Raw genomic sequence first — 16,990 nt, 5'->3', positions numbered from 1 at the left:
TGTGACAAAGGGACTGTCCCTTTGTCACATCTGCTAGTTCTCGTCGCCTACCAGCTGAGTTAGCTTACTCCCACTCGACCGTGCCAACGGGCTTCGGCGTGAGGTCGTAGCAAACGCGGCAAATACCGGGGACCTCGGCGGTGACGCGGGCGGTAATGCGCTTGAGTAGCGCCCAGTCGAGCTCGGGAACCTCGGCAGTCATGACATCGACGGTGTTGATGCAGCGGATGATGCAGGGCCAATCGTAGGCGCGCTTGCCCTCGCGCACACCGGTTGCGCGGAAGTCGGGCACGACGGCAAAATACTGCCAGATGGTCAGACCGGCCTTGTCGATCTCCTCGCGCACGATGGCGTCGGCTTCGCGCAGCGCCTCAAGACGGTCGCGGGTGATGGCACCAAGGCAGCGGACGCCCAGGCCGGGACCGGGGAACGGCTGGCGCTCAACCATATTCTCGGGCAGGCCGAGCTCGCGACCCACGACGCGGACCTCGTCCTTGTACAGCAGTTTGACGGGCTCGCAGAGCTCAAACTGCAGATCCTCGGGCAGACCGCCCACGTTGTGGTGAGCCTTCACGCCGTCTTGGGACTCCAGGATGTCGGGATAGATGGTGCCCTGGGCGAGGAAGCTGACCTCATCGCCAACCTTGCGGGCCTCCTCCTCGAACACGCGAATGAACTCGGCGCCGATAATCTTACGCTTGGCCTCGGGATCCTCGACGTCCACGAGCTTGTCCAGGAAGCGATCTGTGGCGTCAACGTAAACCAGGTTGGCATCCATCTGATTCTTGAAGACGTCGACGACCTGCTCGCTCTCGCCCTTGCGCATCAGGCCGTGGTTAACATGCACGCAAATGAGCTGCTTGCCGATGGCCTTGATGAGCAGGGCCGCGACAACCGAACTGTCGACACCACCGGAAAGAGCCAGCAGGACCTTTTTGTCGCCGATCTGCTCGCGGATTGCAGCGACCTGCTCTTCGATGAACGCCTGGGCAAGTTCGGGAGTGGTGATACGTACCATGTCGTCGGGACGCTTGTTGGGATCCATGCAGAGCTCCTTCTCGGTTCGATGGAAATGCGCCGCGCGTATGCAGACGCACCGTCATATGACCTCATTATATGCAGAACGAGATACGTTTCCCATCGCTGCGACAGAGCTTTTTGCAGGGGCGGCAGTTTTTCTATATCCCAAGGTCAGCTAGACTTCGGTAGCCACCTTGGGAGCATCGCCAATAGACTCTTCCTTTATACGTTCGGCACAATCGTAGGCGATACCCACAAATTCCAGTCCCGAGCAACAAGAGTACAATTGCTGCTAGTGTTGCCAGCTGTTGGGAGATGGAAGATGGACTGCGATGGCTACCCATGCGTTCCCATGCCGTTGATGTGCACCGCCTTTGTGCCGGGGCAGATTGACGCTGCGGTTGCAGGCATTTCCGACCCCGATTCACGCGCCATCGCCACGGCAGAAGCGCTGTACTTTCGCGGACAGGCCGCACTCGCCGCCAAGACGGCGCACCCCTATCTTGACGTCACCGATCCCGCGCTGCGCTATTCCGCATGCTTTATCTGCGGATACGCCAGTCTGTCGCTCAACCGTATCGCCGACGCCCGCCGGTGCCTTGCGGGCATCCTCGATACGCCGGCCGACGAGGAATCGCCCGCCGTCCACGCCACGCATATCCTGTTCGCCTCGGCCGCGAGCGTCCTGCTGCACTTGCCTTCCCCGTATTCTGCCGAAGAGTTTTATCCACTTGCGGCGCACCTACCCGAAGGCCTGCGACTGTTCGCCAGCTACGTGATGGCGCACGCCTTGTATCTGCGCGGCGAATACGGCCGCAGCCTGGGCATGGCGGAAAACGCCCTAATTATGAAACAGGGAAGCTATCCCATCTCGGAACTGTTCCTGCACCTGGCAGCTTCCATGGCATGCATGAGCCTCAAGGACATCGACGCCGCAAAAGCGCATTTTGGAGCCGCTTGGGACATTGCGCGCCCCGACGGCCTTATCGAGCTCATTGGCGAGCACCACGGCCTTTTGCAGGGGCTCATCGAGGCATGCCTAAAAACGCAATACCCTGACGACTTCGCACGCATCATCGAGATCACGTACCGCTTCAGCTACGGCTGGCGGCGCATCCACAACCCCGATTCGGGCGAGGACGTTGCCGACGATTTAACGACCACAGAGTTCACCATGGCCATGCTCGCCTGCCGCGGATGGACCAACGCTGAAATCGCAGGCCATATGGGAGTATCGCCGGGCACCGTCAAAAACCGCCTATCCGGCGTATACGCAAAGCTTGGCATCGGCACACGCGCCGAGCTGGTCGCGCACATGTTGCGTTAGCGACCGGGCTGCCAAGCGCATCGAACGCGTTCCGGAACCCGGCGCTTCGCTCGATCAATTTGGACATTTTGACCCTTGAACGGCACTACCGCCACGAAGCGTCTTCTCGCAAAATTGGATTATTTCCACCGATATTTGCGGGATGGGAGCCCAAGATGCTTGATCGCCGTTCGTTACTTGTTGCTGGAGCGTCCTCGCTGGCGAGCATTATGTTGCCTCGCGTGCCGGGAAGCGAAAATGCCTTCCTGCTGCCGTTCGCGCCCACCGCGGCCTATGCCGACGAAGAAGACCCCTTCAAGGTGCTCGTTCTCTCGCGCACCATGTTTGGTGTGGTCGTGGTCGACGTCGCCAACAAGAATACGCCCATCGCAGGTGCCCAGGTCACGCTCACATCGCGCTATGCCGTAGGCAAGCAGCTAACCGCCACGACCGATGACGAAGGCACGGCCATCTTTGAGGTCGCCCCTCTTTCGGAAGGCTACGTGGACGAGGCAACGCTCCTTGACGCGTACGACTTTAACGGCGGCATCTCCATTAGCATGGCGGGCTACCGTGATGTCGAGATTCCCCTTGCGCGTATCCAGGGCGGCACCGCCATAACCGCACCCACACGTCCGCTTTCCGACGGCGAGCCGTACTTCCGCCAGCTCACGTTCGACGAATGGGACATCCAGTACGCCGACGCCACGTTTATGGCAATGCCAGCGGACGAAGCGGCAAACGACCAGCCCGACACGCACGCTTTTACCGTGCAGGCTCATCTGCCGCAGGGCGGGCAGGCAACATTGCATATCAATAAAGTGATGCCCGCTGCGGGCAGCTCAACCGAAACCGTCACGCAGATTGGTCAGATCAAGGCCAGCGCATCGGGCGCGGATAGTCTGGCGACGTTCACACTCGAAGACAAGTTCCTCGATGCAGCGTCGAGCCTTCTGGAAGAAGGATGCAAGCTGCGCTTTGTCCTCGACTACCAGGGCAAAACCTACACGCTCTCCTCCCCCATGGCCGTTGTTACCGCGCCGGCGGCAAAGGCGGAATCCGGATCGACCACTATCGTCCCCACCACTATGGACCAAGAGATCACTCCGTTTGATTTCCCCGCATCGTTTCCCGGCATCGGTGGTAATAAGTTCACGTGCTGGATGCCCACATTTCCGATCCTCTTCGATTTCTCGTTTGCTGGATACGTGCTGTTTGGCGGAGGATACAAACCAGCCAGCTATATGAACGATTCGGGCAATCCGGATCCGGAGTACTGGAAGAAGTCACCGCGCGAGTCGGGCGCCAAGCAGGCAAACCGCTACCTCGACGAAATGGAGGGGAAGTGGAATCAGTACAAAAGTATGAGTGCCGGTTCGGGCACCGATCCAAGAAACACCAAGCTCCTTCGCCACCATTGCACGCCGCTGTTCACGATGGATATCGCCACACAGCTGTACGGCTCGCTCGCCTACGATTGGGTGGGCAAAACCTGGGGTAACAACAACGACCCCGCATACGGCAATATTAAGGCCCTCTTCCAGGTAAGAACTGACCTCAATTGGACCGAGCAGTTTACCCTAGGACCGGTGCCATTTTTCCTAAACGTCAACCCTTGGGTGCTGGCGAAGCTGGCGCTCGCTGTGGCTGCCCACACGCACGGCAGCGGCGCGGCGTTTTTCAAGAACATTTCGCTCGACTATTCCAACACGTCGGGCTCGTTCACCATCCAGATCGGGCTTGCCGTCACCTTTGGAGCCGGCGTTGCAGGCGTCGCTTCGTCTGCCGTGCGCGGTGCCGCATCCCTCACGCTGTTCATTGGGTACGAGAAGGCAGATGGACACCAGCTTCCGCGGCTGCGCGTGGGTGCAGACGTCGATGTCGATGTGATACTCCAGTTCGTAATGTTCAAGTGGACCACCAAGGCTTGGTCGGGGTCGTGGCCCACACTCATCGATTCGTGGAATATGTCGGTGAACAATGGCGACCAGTATGTACTCCAGCGCTCTGAGCTGGCATTGGGTGGAAATACGCCTTATACGTTGGATGCCTGCTTCGGCTCGGCCGGCAACGCCGAGGCAGGTGGTGTGCCGCAGTTTATCGCATCGGCCACCATCGTCACCAACGCCGAGCTGCTCGCACGCGCCGAGGTTAAGGCCACTGCCGTAAACGCCGCGCCTGTCGTGCGCGATTGGGATCAAACGGTCACGCGCATTGAGCTCGAGGCGAACGCGGAGAGCGACGACACGGGACAGGTCGAACATTTCGTCCATGCGCTGATAGAGAACGACGAAAATGCCGCACCGATGTATGAGTACACCTACATCGGTCAGTCAACGAACGCCGTTGCGGACCCGAACGCCAATTCTGCCGGCGTGTCGGAGGACGAGCGTGGCGGCATAAAACCCTCGAGCGACAACGTGCTGTTTTCCGGCGTGCTCAGCGAAGCCCACATGAAGCTAACGATGATTGCCGGCGTAGAATGCTTGTTCCGTATCGCCTCGGTGCGCTACGGCGACAATGGCCGCTCGCGCCTGGTGGTGCACACAAAGGCAAACGGCACGTGGTCCGCTCCCACGCCCGTGGACTTTCCCCTTGGGTTTGGCGAGGGCGACGTGGAGCGCAACGGCATATTCGATTACGACTTCGACGTGGTGGAATATACGGACGGAAGAGGAAACCAGGACGCCTACGTGCTGCTGGTCTCGGGCGAGCGCCCCGCCGGCGACAACACCCTTTTCGATACGGCAAGCACAGCCGGCATACTGTCCGTTGTGCGCCTGCGCATAAGTAATGACGAGATCCGCGTGGTGTCGCATACGTCATGGCGCAGCATCTCGCGCGGCCGCCTGCAAGAGGATGGCTACCATTGCCTGCAGTGCCCGCGCATCACGGTAGGCAAGACGCTGGTCGACGGACGCCTGTCGGGTGCCTACCTCCACCGCCGCGGAACCACCGCAGAGAAGGCGCTCGGCAGCGAGGCCGAGGTTGCGCTGGAATGCTTTACCCTGTGGTCGGACGTTTCGGGCGACAGCCTGACGTTCCGCCAAGTTCTTCGCTTTCCGCAAGCACCGTCGAGTATCGAGCTGAGCGAGCCCGAGAATATCAACGGCAAAATGGTGGTGCCCGTTGCGTACGAGACCGCAGACGGTTGCGGCTGCGCATCGTACGCCGTGATCGGCCAGTCCATTGCGGGCTGGGGCGTTATGCCACCAGACGCCACGGTGCCCCATGCGGTGCCGTGGCCACAACATTCGGGCTTTTTGGCCACCGTCAACGAGCAGCTGCAGCATATTACTTGGACGCGAGGCGCATCGGCATTTGCAACGCAGCCCGTGGGTGCCGCAGGCTGTGGCCCGGCATCGTTTAGCGTAAGCAACAACGGCAGGTGCGCGCTCTATATAGAGAACACCGATGGCAAGGTGGGGCAAACCTACGACGAAGAAGGCAACCCGGTAGCAGTGATGGGCAAGCACTTCCGCATCTTCGCCAGCACCTTGGCAGGTGATCTGTTCACGGAGCCGTTCGTGATGTGCGAGCTGGACCATCCCGTCGATCAGATAACGACATTTTTGACGTCGGGAGGCATGCTCTCCGCGCTCGCCACGCACATTGTGAGCGCGGAGAAGAGCGAGGCAGAGCTGCACGGCATCGAAGTGCCTCTGGTGGCGTGTGCCACTCCGACGGGCGCGGTCGCTACCTCGGGCGCGGTGGTGCCCGGAGCAGCAGGCGAATCCTTCATGGTCACGGTGCGAAACGACGGCAACACTTTGCTGACTGCCGGCACAATCGATCTGTACCGAGAGGGCTCCAGCCAGCCGTTCTCCAGCGCATCCATCGGATTCGGAGCGAACGCACGCATGGCTTCGATCTACGATCCAGAGCTTGCCGAAGACGCTTCGGCCAACGACATGGCACACGTAAAGTACGCGCTCGAGACGCTGGGCGCACGTTTTGCAACGCACCCGCTGGTAGCCGACAACGGCAACGCCGTGCTGGCACCGGGTTGCACGGCACAGTTCCGCATGAGCTTCGCCATCCCCGAGAGTCGGAGCGACGAAGTGGGCAAACGCGTCACGCTGTATGCGAAGGCGCGTAATCTGGTGGCGCTCGACCCCGTAACGCTCGAGGAGATCCGACCGGGCGCAAACTCGGCGCTGAGTGCCGTTCTGCACGAGCTTCATGTGCCCGACGCGGCATGCGAACGCTCAGAAGTTCAGGTCGGCGTATGCGACAGCGCGGATACGACAGGACTTCACGACGCCCCGATGACAGCAGACGGCGATGGTAGCTCGAGTGGCGGCGGTACTGACGAGGGCGGCGGCTCCGGCGGAAGCAGCTCCGGCAGCGGCAAGGACCACGGCAATAACAAGCGCTCCGGAAAAGCGGGCGCACTTGCGGGCACGGGCGATGTCAACGCTCCCCTTACGGCAGCCGCTGCAGCACTCGCCGCTGCAGGCGCCGGCCTTGTCGCCTACAGCGCCCGCCGCACGGCGCTCGAAAAAGACACCGCCAATGAGGTCAATTCGGATAAGTCTCGCTAGCTCCTAGTTATTTTTGTGAGAGACGCCGGCTCGGCTCATCGAACATCAAAATGGGCTGGTTCTGAATACCCAGAGCCAGCCCATTGCGCATTAGATGTCGCCAGCGGAGTCGAGCTCGGCTTCCTCGCCCCGCATTCCACCGAGGACAGTGGGGCACTATCGTTTAAGGGCTTCGTTATTGTTCGATGGTCTTCTTGACGACTGCGGGGACGCCTGCCGCCACCACGTTGTCTGGAAGGTCTTCCGTCACGACGCTGCCCGCGGCAATTACGCAACCGCTGCCGATGGTAACTCCCTGCAGCACTGACACGTTCGCGCCAAACCAGCAGTTATCGCCGACAACGATGGGCAGAGCCTTCTCGAGACCCAAGTTGCGGTCCTTGCCTTTAGGGGGTGCGAAGCGGTGTAGAAGCCGCAAAACGGCCCGATAAACACGTTGCCACCAAAGGTGATAGAGCCGCCGTCCATAAAGTAGCAGCCATGGTTTACAAAACAGCCCTCACCAAAGGTCGTCTTGCTCCCGTAGTCAAAGTAGGCAGGCGAAAGGACCGTCAGCCCCCCGGGAAGATCGGTATCGAGCAAGGACTTCAAAGCATCGAGCTGTGCGTCGCTTCCAGGTTTTGCCATATTAAAGTCATAGCAGAGCGCCTCCGCCTTCGCGCGTTGCGCCAGGAGCTCCTCGTCAAAGTTGGCATCATGCCACTCACCGCGCTCCATCTTCTCTTTCTCGGTCATTGCGCCCCCTCAAACAACATGCAGTCTTGATGCGGCAATTCTACCAGCCGATAAGCCACGGTTTTAACACGAGCACCACACCGCGCAGGGAATGACCGCAGAAGCCAAAGGTGCCCGAATCCGAACGATTGTTCGATGGATTTCGTGTTGGGTGGAATCGTCTGTGGGCTGGGCTATGCTACCTTGACTATCTATATGACTTAAACGCAGCAAAGGAGCATCGAGAGAGCGAGCATGGCAAAAAACACCGCAAACTATGGTAACGACAGTATTCGTCAGCTCAAGGACGAGGAGCGCGTACGCCTGCGCCCCGCCGTCATCTTTGGCTCTGACGGGCTCGACGGTTGCGCGCATGCCGCCTTCGAGATCCTGTCCAACGCCGTTGACGAGGCGCGCCAGGGCTACGGCAAGCTCATCACCCTCACCGCCTTTCGCGATGGCTCCATTCAGGTAGAGGACAATGGCCGCGGCTGCCCGCTCGACTGGAACCCCTCCGAGAAGCGCTTTAACTGGGAGCTCGTCTTTTGCGAGCTCTACGCCGGCGGCAAGTACAACAACAACCAGGGCGGCGACTACGACTTCTCGCTCGGCACCAACGGCCTGGGCTCGTGCGCGACCCAGTACGCTTCCGAGTACATGGACGTCACCGTCTGGCGCGACGGCAACAAGTACTCCCTGCACTTTAAGAAGGGCAAGGTCGTCGGCACCAAAAAGAAGGCGCTCGAGATTGAGCCCAGCGATGAGAACCGCACCGGCACCACCATCAAGTGGCGCCCCGATCTTGAGGTCTTTACCTCGATCAGCATTCCCCACGACTGGTATCGCGAGACCATGCGCCGCCAGGCCGTGGTCAACGCCAACGTGACCTTCCGCCTGCGCATCGAAGGCGACGATGGCGAGTTTTCCGAAGAGGACTTCTGCTACCCCAAGGGCATCGAGGACTACGTGCTCGAGAAGGTCGGTGCCGACTACCTCACCGAGCCCTTCTTCATCGAGGCCGACCGTCGCGGTCGCGACCGCGAGGACCTGCCCGACTACAACGTAAAGATCACCGCGTGCATGTGCTTCTCGCGCACCCTCACAATGCAGGAGTACTACCACAACTCATCATGGCTCGAGAACGGTGGCTCGCCGGAGAAGGCGGCCCGCAGCGCCCTGACCAGCGCCATCGATGCCTACATCAAGAGCCAGGGCAAGTACAACAAAAACGAGAGCGGCATTAAGTGGCAAGACGTCCAGGACTGCCTGGTACTGGTGACCAACTGCTTCTCCACCCAGACGTCCTACGAAAACCAGACCAAGAAGGCTATCAATAACCGCTTTATCCAGCAGGCCATGACCGCCTTCTTTAAGGAGCGTCTCTCGACCTATTTGATCGAGAACAAAGACGCCGCCAACAAGATTGTGGAGCAGGTGCTCATCAACAAGCGCTCGCGTGAGAACGCCGAGAAGACCCGCCAGAGCATCAAAACCAACCTGCAGCAGAAGACCGACATGGCCAACCGCGTGCAGAAGTTCATCGATTGCCGTTCCAAGGACAAAAACCGTCGCGAGATCTACATCGTAGAGGGCGACTCGGCAGCAGGCGCCATCCGCACGTCGCGCGACGCCGAGTTCCAGGGTGTTATGCCCGTCCGCGGCAAGATCCTCAACTGCCTGAAGGAGGACTGCCCGCGCATCTTTAAGTCCGACATCATCATGGACCTTATGCGCGTGCTGGGCTGCGGCGTGGAGATCAAGGACAAGCGCATCAAGAACCTTGGTGCCTTTGACCTGGACAACCTCAACTGGAACAAGGTCATCATCTGTACGGACGCCGACGTCGACGGCTACCACATCCGCACGCTCGTGCTCACCATGCTCTACCGCCTGGTGCCCACACTTATCGACGAGGGCTACGTGTATATCGCCGAGTCGCCGCTCTACGAGATCAACTGCAAAGAGAAAACCTACTTTGCCTACACCGAGCTCGAGAAGAACGGCATCCTCAAGGAGATCGGCGACCAGAAGTGCTCCATCAACCGCTCCAAGGGTCTTGGTGAGAACGATCCGGACATGATGTGGCTCACCACCATGAACCCCGAGACGCGCCGCCTGATCAAGGTGGAGCCCGAGGACGTCACCAAGATGGAAACCATGTTCAACCTGTTGCTGGGCAACGACGAGGCGGGCCGCAAGCGCCATATCTCCGAGCACGGCAAGGAATACCTGGACCAGCTGGACCTGCAATAGCAGCAAATCGATAACGACGGCCCATAAGAAGTTCAAGAGGAAATCGTGGCAAAGAAGAAGACGAAGAACCAGCCAAAGAAAAAGCAGGTCAACGCCGAGAACGTCATCGGCCTGCACTCCGAGGTCACCGACCAGCCGATCACGCAGACGCTCGAGGTCAACTACATGCCCTACGCCATGAGCGTCAACGTCTCGCGCGCATTCCCCGAGATCGACGGCTTTAAGCCCTCGCACCGCAAGCTGCTCTACACTATGTACAAGATGGGCCTGCTCAAGGGCGAGCGCCAAAAGAGCGCCAACATCGTGGGTCAGACCATGAAGCTCAACCCGCACGGCGATGCCGCGATCTACGAAACGATGGTGCGCCTGGCGACGGGCAACGAAGCGCTGCTTGCCCCCTTCGTGGAGTCGAAGGGCAACTTTGGCAAGTACTATTCGGGCGACCTGAGCTACGCCGCCTCGCGTTACACCGAGGCCAAGCTCTCCCCCATCAGCGCCGAGATCTTCAAGGACATCGACAAGGACCCGGTCGACTTCGTCGACAGCTACGACGGCGCCATGAAGGAGCCGCGCCTGCTGCCCACCACGTTCCCCAACATCCTTGTCTCGGCCAATAAGGGCATCGGCGTCGCCATGGCGTCCGACATCTGCGGTTTCAACCTCAACGAGGTCTGCACCGCCACGATGCACTACCTGCAGGATCCCGACTGCGACCTGCTCGAGTACATGCCCATGCCCGACTTCTCGACCGGCGGCGAGATTATCTACCGCCGCGAGGAGATGGAGAAGATCGTCGAGACCGGCCTGGGCAGCTTCCAGATTCGCTCCCGCTGGCGCTGGATTCCCGAAGAGCGCATCATCGAGGTCTACGAGATCCCCTACACCACCAAGACCGATGTCATCATCGAACGCATCGTCAAGCTCTCCAAGGAGGGCAAGGTCAAGGAGATCGCCGACATCCGCGACGAGACCGACCTTTCGGGTCTGCGCATCGCCATCGACCTTAAGCGCGGCGTCGACCCCGACAAGCTCATGGCCAAGCTCTATCGCTCGACCACGCTGCAGGATTCGTTCTCGTGCAACTTCAACGTGCTCGTCGACGGCTATCCCCGTGTTATGGGCGTGCGCCAGATTCTGCACGAGTGGGTCAAGTGGCGTATTGCGTCCACGCGTCGCCGCATTAACTTTGACCTGGGCAAAAAGTCCGAGCGACTGCACCTGCTGCACGGCCTTGAGGCAATTCTGCTCGACATCGACAAGGCCATCGCCATCATCCGCGGCACTAAGCTCGAGGCAGAGGTTGTACCCAACCTTATGAAGGGTTTCGACATCGACGAGACCCAGGCCGAGTTTGTCGCCGAGCTTAAGCTCCGCAACATCAACGAGGAGTACATCCTCAACCGCACCAAGGACATCGCCAAGCTCGAGGGCGAGATTGCCGAGCTTGAGGAGATCCTCTCCAGCGAGGAGAACGTCAAGAAGGTCATCAGCGACGAGCTAGCAGCGGTCAACAAGAAGTACGTGATGCCGCGCCGCACGGGCAGGATCGAGCCCCATGAGGTTATCGAGGTAAGCTTGGAGCCCGAGGTCGAGGAGTACCCGGTCACCATCATGCTCTCGCGCGATGGCTACCTAAAGAAGATGACGGACCGCGTGCTCAAGAAGGCGACCACGCTCAAGTACAAGGACGGCGACAAACCCTTTATCGAGTTCCCGTCCTCCAACACCCACGAGCTGCTGGTCTTTACCAACAAGAGCCAGGTGTACAAGTGCAAGGTCGCGGCGTTTGAGGACACCAAGTCGGCCCAGCTGGGCTCGTACCTTCCGACCGATCTTGAGATGGAACCCGACGAGAGCGTCATCTGGGTCATCGACCCCGAGGACTACAAGGCCGACGTGCTGTTCGTCTTTGAGAACGGCCGCGTGGTGCGTGTCGCGCTTTCTGGATACGCTACCAAGACCAACCGCAAGCGCCTTAAGAACGCCATCTACGGCGGCAGCAAGCTGCTGTATGCGCAGGTGCTCAAGGAGGACCGCGACCTCGCGCTGGTCTCGAGCGACTACCGCCTGATGAACTTCAACACGTCGCTGCTCAAGACCAAGACGACCACCAACACGCAGGGCGTCCAGGCCTTTACGGCCAAGAAGGGCCGCTCGGTCACCACCGTCGGCACGACCGAGGAAATCCTTGGCGCCGGCGTCTCGGCCGAGAAGTTCACCGCGCAGAGCCTGCCCTCCGCCGGCGCCCTCATGAAGGAAAATGACATGCCGAGTTTGTTTGACTAAAACAACGGCGACTAAACCGTCATGGTTTTACAAAGCAGCGGGGCCCGGAGCGCAGTAAACGCTGCGCCCCGGGCCCCATGCATTACACCAGCATCATCCCTATAGACAAAATGCCGCATAAAGCGGAACAGACATAAGCCCATCATTCATTCCAAAGGGCTTAGTCGATAGCCTGATAAGGCGCACGCCCGGATGGGTCTTTTTAAGTGAGGACAGACTTCGAGATCTTGTGTTCTCCCCCGCCTTGACTTCAATCGCAGACAAGCATCCCTGCTTCTCTACTACAAAGTCGATTTCCGCACGATTATCTCGCGCCCAATAATGCAGTGGATAACCCATGGCTGAAAGCTGTTGGGCAACGTAGTTTTCGGTAAGTGCACCCATGAATGTGCCGCCGATACCGGCAAGAATATCGGCGCGTTGAGCACCGGCCTTGGAGACCAGCAGCCCTGTATCCGCCTGATAGATTTTAAAAGCAGAAGGGTTAACGAAGGCCTCTAAAGGGCTTTCGATCTGCCCGACTAGGCTGCAGCGCGCCACCGTACCCGACAATACAAGCCAATCGAGAGCATCTCCAAAGAGAGACGCATTGCCCCCCGCTCGCACTACCTTGTATTGAAATTTACGATTCTCTTTGGCAAGCTGCTGTGGAATGGAATCGAAGCACGCACGCGTCTTTGCGCTCAAGCGTTCATCAGCATATTTATTGGTGTCGGCGGAATATCCGTCGAGAATAATCCGATGCTTTTCGGCCACATCAATGATTGACTGATCATCGATGTACGTTTGGACCGCCTCGGGCATTCCGCCAACAACAAGATACTGTCGATAGAGCCCAAGCGCCTTTTCATGAAGGCTTGGCGCAAGAGGACCCATTATCTCGAATGATGAGCGTATCTCGTCGACCAGCTGATCGTGCCCCATCGCCCAGAGAAACTCCTCGAAATCGAGTGGAGTCATCTCAATCAAGTCGGTCTTTCCGACGGGGAACGAATACGACTGATGGTTAATGGCAACCCCAAGAAGCGACCCGGCAGCCGCAACGTAATACTCGGGAGCATCTTCGCAAAAGTATTTAAGGGAAGTGAGCGCTTCCTCGCATGCCTGGATCTCGTCAATGAACAGTAAGGTTTTGCCAGGCACGATACGCTGTCCCGTACGAGCCTCGATCGCACGTACGATCGAATGAGGATCAAGACCGCCCGAAAAATCCGCTCGCGCCGACCGGTCGTTCTCAAGATTAACGTAGACAACCGATTCGAAAAGATCCTGGGCGTGCGTTCTGAGCAAATAGGTCTTGCCACACTGGCGCACGCCTTTGACCAGCAAAGGTTTTCTATCAGCTCTGTCTCGCCATTCCCTAAGGAGCTCGTCTGCCTTGCGACGCATACGTAACCTTCCCTCATGAACTTCTATTTGACAATATTTTAACGCGGATTAATTTGTTTTCAGTTATTTTTCTGCGTTTAAAAATTGTTCTATACGGCACTTGAGGGAATTCGCCCCTATCTCTCGGTAAGGACAGCAAGCATTTCCACCAACGCTGATTGCCATGCGTTCTTCTTGTCCTTAGGCGAGCTTGCGAGCGAGCTCTCGCACCTCTTTCAACTTGGGCGACGATGCCATGCTGTCGCGCTCGGTCATGCCACCAATCGTGACAATGCCCTGGTCCTCCCACTTGCAGTACGCGCAGGTTGACTTGTACATAGCGATCGCCGCATCATAGACACCCTCGCTGTGGCTATCGAGCAAAAGGGCCGTCTTGGTGAACGGGAAACCCGTGGCACCGAAGGCGTACAGGCGGTCGATGGCGGTCTTTTCCTGCGCAGTGATGTCAAACCAGTAGATAGGCGAAGCGAAGACAACCATGTCGGTGTCTTTCAGCGACTCAATCACGTTGGCCATGTCATCCTTCTGCACGCAGACGCCCTCATGGGCGAAGCAGTACTGGCATCCCAAGCAGCCGGCGATCTTCTTGCTGGCAACGCGGATGACCTCGACCGTATGGCCGCCCTCACGCGCGGTCTCGGCAAACGCCTCGACCATGGTATCGGTATTGGCGCCCTTACGCGGGCTGCCGCTCAATACAACGATATTCATAGGATTCCCTCTCCTTCATGCTGCAGGCGCGCAGCATTTTTTCTTGTAACCAAAACAAATGGGGTTAATCAATCGCCAGCAGGCCATATCTCTTGCTCAAGTTCCCTAAAGAAGCTCAAGGCGATTGCGATTGCCTTATACAACATCGAAAACCAAAGAGGGGCCATAGCAACGTCGCCTGCCTGAAATGGCACGCTGTCAAGATCAACTACGGGGATCGCGACGAGCCGATACCGCCCGCATGCCCCCTTCGGAATAGGCGCTGAGCAGCTCCTGAGCGTGGGCAAACTCGGGCCCTCGCCTCCAACCGAGCAGGCGGTTGACCGCGAGATTTCCCTGGACGTTGTGGACGAAGAGCAGATAGGCGTCCTCGCGCGAAAGCCCAGTCTCCTCCATGATCGAGGGAACCATCTGCTCGGCGCCGCGCTCGACGACGCGCTGTGCCACCCGGGCGTACGCGTCGTCATCCGAGTAGAGCAGATAATAGTCATCGTTTGCCGGCGGACGCTGGCAGAGGGCGCCCGCCTCCGTTCCCTCGAGCGGCGGCACCGCCGCCAAGGCCTCGTCGATAAGCGCGTCGAGCAGGGCGAACTTGTCCTCGTAGTGCAGATAGAACGTGCCACGGTTGATATCGGCGCGTCGGCAGATATCCGCTACCGTCATCTTCGCGAAGCCGACCTCGGCCAGCAGCGCGAAGAACGCCTCCCGTATGACCGAGAGTGTATAGCGTCGGCGACGATCGATCTTCCCCGCTTCCATTACCCCTCCAATTGCAACGCTCGACAATGCCCGGCAAACGCTCGTTTATCGACAGCAGGCCGAAGCTGTTCATTGCTCTTAAGCAAATCGACATGGATACTTTTTATAGACACCTGTTTATAATAGCTGAAAGAAGGTATCCAGTGACCCTGTACGAGCAGCTCGTTATCGAGCTCACCAACCAATCGTTTTCCCTTCAGGCCGCCTACCGCAGCGGCGGCACGCCCTATGAGCTGAGTGACCGCGAGCCCGAGCCCTACGACCAGCAAATCAGGGACTTCGCCCGCATGATCGAGGAAGCCGATTGCGTGCTGGTGGGCGGGGCCTCTGGGCTCTCCGCGGCGGGCGGCGGCGACTTCTATTACGAGGACAACGCAACCTATCGCAGGCATTTCGGCAAATTCGCCGAGCGTTACGGTTTCAAGGGCGCTTTCGAGGGGTCGTTCTACCGCTGGCCCACCGCCGAGGCGCGCTGGGGATACCTCGCCACCTTCCTCGACACCACGCTCAACGCCCCGCTGCGCAAGCCCTACAAGGACCTCGACGCCATTCTCGCCGAGAAGGATTTCTTCGTGCTCACCACCAACCAGGACACGCAGTTTGTGAAGCTCTACCCCTGGGAGAAGGTGGCAGAGATCCAAGGCGACCACCGCTTCTTTCAGTGCTCCCGCTGTTGCACCGACGCGGTGTGGGATGCGGTCGAGCCGGTCTCCAACATGGTAGAGGCCATGGGAGACGGCCTTGAGGTTCCGACAGAGCTCGTGCCGCGCTGCCCGCACTGCGGGGCAGAGGCGTTCCCCTGGGTTCGCGGCTACGGCAACTTCCTGCAGGGCGAGCTCTACGAGGAGCAGTACCACAAGGTGTCCGACTGGCTCGACGCGCACGCGCGGCAGAGGATCCTTTTCCTCGAGCTGGGCGTGGGCCGCATGACGCCCGCGTTTATCCAGGAGCCGTTCTGGGCCCTCACGGCGCAGTTGTCGCAGGCTAGCTACATCGCCGTGAACAACAGGACGCAGTTTCTCCCCCGCGCGATCGAGGATTGGGGGCTCGCCGTTCGCGCCGACATCGCCGACGTGCTCGCCGACGTGCGCAAGACGCTGAGGAGGTAGCACATGGAAACGGTGAAAGCAGTTCGCATAGGCAGGGCGCTAGCCGAGGCGGATCTTGTCATCATCGGCGCCAGCAACGGGCTGGACATGGCAGAGGGGCTCAACCTCTTCTGCGCCGATGCTCATTTCCGAGAGGCGTACGGCGACCTCGCTCAGGCCGACGGCATCGGCTGCATACTGCAGGGGCTCGCTTCCCCGGATGCCAGCGTGCGACGCCGATGGGTCGAGCGGTTCCATCAAAAGGAGTATCTCGAATATGAGCCCGGCTCGCTCATGAACGGGCTGCGGCGTCTTACGGAGCACGCCGACACCTTCGTGGTCACATGCAACATCGACGGGCACTTCGCGCGCGCCGGGTTCGACGAGGAGCGCGTGCTCGAGACGGAGGGGAGCATACGCACGTCGATCGACGAGCGGCGTCTCGCCCATCCAGACGCCCTCGCCACGGCCCAGCTCGAGGAGCTCGAGCGCCTTGTGCAAGCCCATCGCAACGGCAGGGTCGCCATCCTCGAACTTGGCGTGGGACTGCGCAACGGCATCATAAAGCACATGCTCGCCCAGATCGCGAACGTCTGCGAGCACGCCACCTACATCGTGTTCAACTACAGCCAGGCTATGGCGCCCGATGCATCGTGCGAGACGATTCTCGTTGACGGCGATATGGCCCCGGCTTTCGAGGAGATCGCCCGATGCCACCCCTAGAAAGAGAAGCGCGTAGGCTTCGAAGCCTTATCGACGATGCCGACGCCATCATCGTCGGCATCGGCTCGGGCATGTCGAGCGCCGCCGGGTTCAACCATTACAACCGCGCGGGCATGGCGCGCGCAGGAATGGCGGACTGGCAGCAAGCCTTTGGCTTCAAGAGCCTTTTCGACGGCTTCTACCACCTCTACCCCAGC

The 16,990-nt window shown here is 59.4% G+C and carries 12 protein-coding genes and 1 pseudogene; 7 read left to right on the top strand and 6 right to left on the bottom strand.

Translation table 11 applies throughout. The features are described from left to right. Nucleotides 1–64: 64 nt before the first annotated feature. Nucleotides 65–1,045 carry a glutamine-hydrolyzing GMP synthase gene (guaA, locus tag DW925_RS09155; RefSeq protein WP_117636923.1) on the bottom strand — a complete coding sequence of 327 codons (981 nt, stop codon included), beginning with the start codon at nucleotides 1,043–1,045 and terminating at the stop codon, nucleotides 65–67. A 297-nt stretch (nucleotides 1,046–1,342) separates the two neighbouring features. Here guaA and DW925_RS10220 point away from each other — a divergent pair, with 297 nt between their 5' ends. Next, complete coding sequence (locus DW925_RS10220; RefSeq protein ID WP_199410537.1) at nucleotides 1,343–2,347, top strand: helix-turn-helix transcriptional regulator; 1,005 nt, start codon at nucleotides 1,343–1,345, stop codon at nucleotides 2,345–2,347. Nucleotides 2,348–2,502: 155 nt separating this feature from the next. After that, nucleotides 2,503–6,870, top strand: coding sequence for a hypothetical protein (locus DW925_RS09145; RefSeq protein WP_117790853.1), 4,368 nt, complete (start codon nucleotides 2,503–2,505; stop codon nucleotides 6,868–6,870). Between the two features lie 175 nt (nucleotides 6,871–7,045). Here the strand turns inward: DW925_RS09145 and DW925_RS10385 are convergent, their stop codons facing one another. After that, nucleotides 7,046–7,174 (bottom strand): hypothetical protein, encoded by a 129-nt coding sequence (locus DW925_RS10385; RefSeq protein ID WP_369831933.1) that lies wholly within the window; start codon nucleotides 7,172–7,174, stop codon nucleotides 7,046–7,048. After that, the gene (locus DW925_RS09140) at nucleotides 7,138–7,605 is read right to left on the bottom strand and encodes a maltose acetyltransferase domain-containing protein (protein WP_199577074.1); all 468 of its coding nucleotides are present in this window, start codon (nucleotides 7,603–7,605) and stop codon (nucleotides 7,138–7,140) included. The genes DW925_RS10385 and DW925_RS09140 overlap by 37 nt, the downstream gene beginning before the upstream one ends. A 234-nt stretch (nucleotides 7,606–7,839) precedes the next feature. Between DW925_RS09140 and DW925_RS09135 the strand changes: the two genes are divergently transcribed. After that, nucleotides 7,840–9,837, top strand: coding sequence for a type IIA DNA topoisomerase subunit B (locus tag DW925_RS09135; RefSeq protein ID WP_117790852.1), 1,998 nt, complete (start codon nucleotides 7,840–7,842; stop codon nucleotides 9,835–9,837). Between the two features lie 45 nt (nucleotides 9,838–9,882). Beyond that, a complete protein-coding gene (locus DW925_RS09130) occupies nucleotides 9,883–12,123 on the top strand; it encodes a DNA gyrase subunit A (protein ID WP_117790851.1) in 2,241 nt (746 codons plus the stop codon). Between the two features lie 99 nt (nucleotides 12,124–12,222). On the opposite strand, the gene DW925_RS09125 is transcribed toward DW925_RS09130, so the two are convergent. From DW925_RS09125 to DW925_RS09115, 3 genes are all read right to left on the bottom strand, one after another. After that, entirely contained in the window at nucleotides 12,223–13,512 is a 1,290-nt protein-coding gene (locus tag DW925_RS09125; protein ID WP_117790850.1) for an ATP-binding protein, read from the bottom strand. Between the two features lie 180 nt (nucleotides 13,513–13,692). Then, nucleotides 13,693–14,223, bottom strand: coding sequence for a flavodoxin family protein (locus tag DW925_RS09120; protein WP_117790849.1), 531 nt, complete (start codon nucleotides 14,221–14,223; stop codon nucleotides 13,693–13,695). A 204-nt stretch (nucleotides 14,224–14,427) separates the two neighbouring features. Then, on the bottom strand, nucleotides 14,428–14,982 hold the full coding sequence (locus DW925_RS09115) for a TetR/AcrR family transcriptional regulator (protein WP_117790848.1): 555 nt from the start codon (nucleotides 14,980–14,982) through the stop codon (nucleotides 14,428–14,430). A 143-nt stretch (nucleotides 14,983–15,125) separates the two neighbouring features. On the opposite strand from DW925_RS09115, the gene DW925_RS09110 reads away from it, so the two are divergent. The 3 genes and pseudogenes from DW925_RS09110 to DW925_RS09100 form a co-directional block, all read left to right on the top strand. Further along, nucleotides 15,126–16,091, top strand: a complete 966-nt coding sequence (locus tag DW925_RS09110; protein ID WP_199577073.1) for a hypothetical protein — start codon at nucleotides 15,126–15,128, stop codon at nucleotides 16,089–16,091. A gap of 3 nt (nucleotides 16,092–16,094) precedes the next feature. Next, complete coding sequence (locus DW925_RS09105) at nucleotides 16,095–16,793, top strand: hypothetical protein (RefSeq protein ID WP_117790847.1); 699 nt, start codon at nucleotides 16,095–16,097, stop codon at nucleotides 16,791–16,793. Continuing rightward, nucleotides 16,781–16,990 (top strand): annotated as a pseudogene (locus tag DW925_RS09100) (hypothetical protein); the annotation flags it as partial. The gene DW925_RS09105 and the pseudogene DW925_RS09100, both read left to right, overlap by 13 nt.

This window comes from Collinsella sp. AM43-1 (assembly GCF_003467925.1).
In the GTDB taxonomy this organism is placed as follows: Bacteria; Actinomycetota; Coriobacteriia; order Coriobacteriales; family Coriobacteriaceae; genus Collinsella.
This window is presented reverse-complemented; position numbering and strand designations above follow the sequence as displayed.

Bases quoted from the DNA above. Each gene is read 5' to 3' on its own strand.
- guaA (WP_117636923.1), bottom strand. From the start codon at position 1,045: ATGGATCCCAACAAGCGTCCCGACGACATGGTACGTATCACCACTCCC.
- DW925_RS10220 (WP_199410537.1), top strand. From the start codon at position 1,343: ATGGACTGCGATGGCTACCCATGCGTTCCCATGCCGTTGATGTGCACC.
- DW925_RS09145 (WP_117790853.1), top strand. From the start codon at position 2,503: ATGCTTGATCGCCGTTCGTTACTTGTTGCTGGAGCGTCCTCGCTGGCG.
- DW925_RS09140 (WP_199577074.1), bottom strand. From the start codon at position 7,605: ATGACCGAGAAAGAGAAGATGGAGCGCGGTGAGTGGCATGATGCCAAC.
- DW925_RS09135 (WP_117790852.1), top strand. From the start codon at position 7,840: ATGGCAAAAAACACCGCAAACTATGGTAACGACAGTATTCGTCAGCTC.
- DW925_RS09125 (WP_117790850.1), bottom strand. From the start codon at position 13,512: ATGCGTCGCAAGGCAGACGAGCTCCTTAGGGAATGGCGAGACAGAGCT.
- DW925_RS09120 (WP_117790849.1), bottom strand. From the start codon at position 14,223: ATGAATATCGTTGTATTGAGCGGCAGCCCGCGTAAGGGCGCCAATACC.
- DW925_RS09115 (WP_117790848.1), bottom strand. From the start codon at position 14,982: ATGGAAGCGGGGAAGATCGATCGTCGCCGACGCTATACACTCTCGGTC.
- DW925_RS09105 (WP_117790847.1), top strand. From the start codon at position 16,095: ATGGAAACGGTGAAAGCAGTTCGCATAGGCAGGGCGCTAGCCGAGGCG.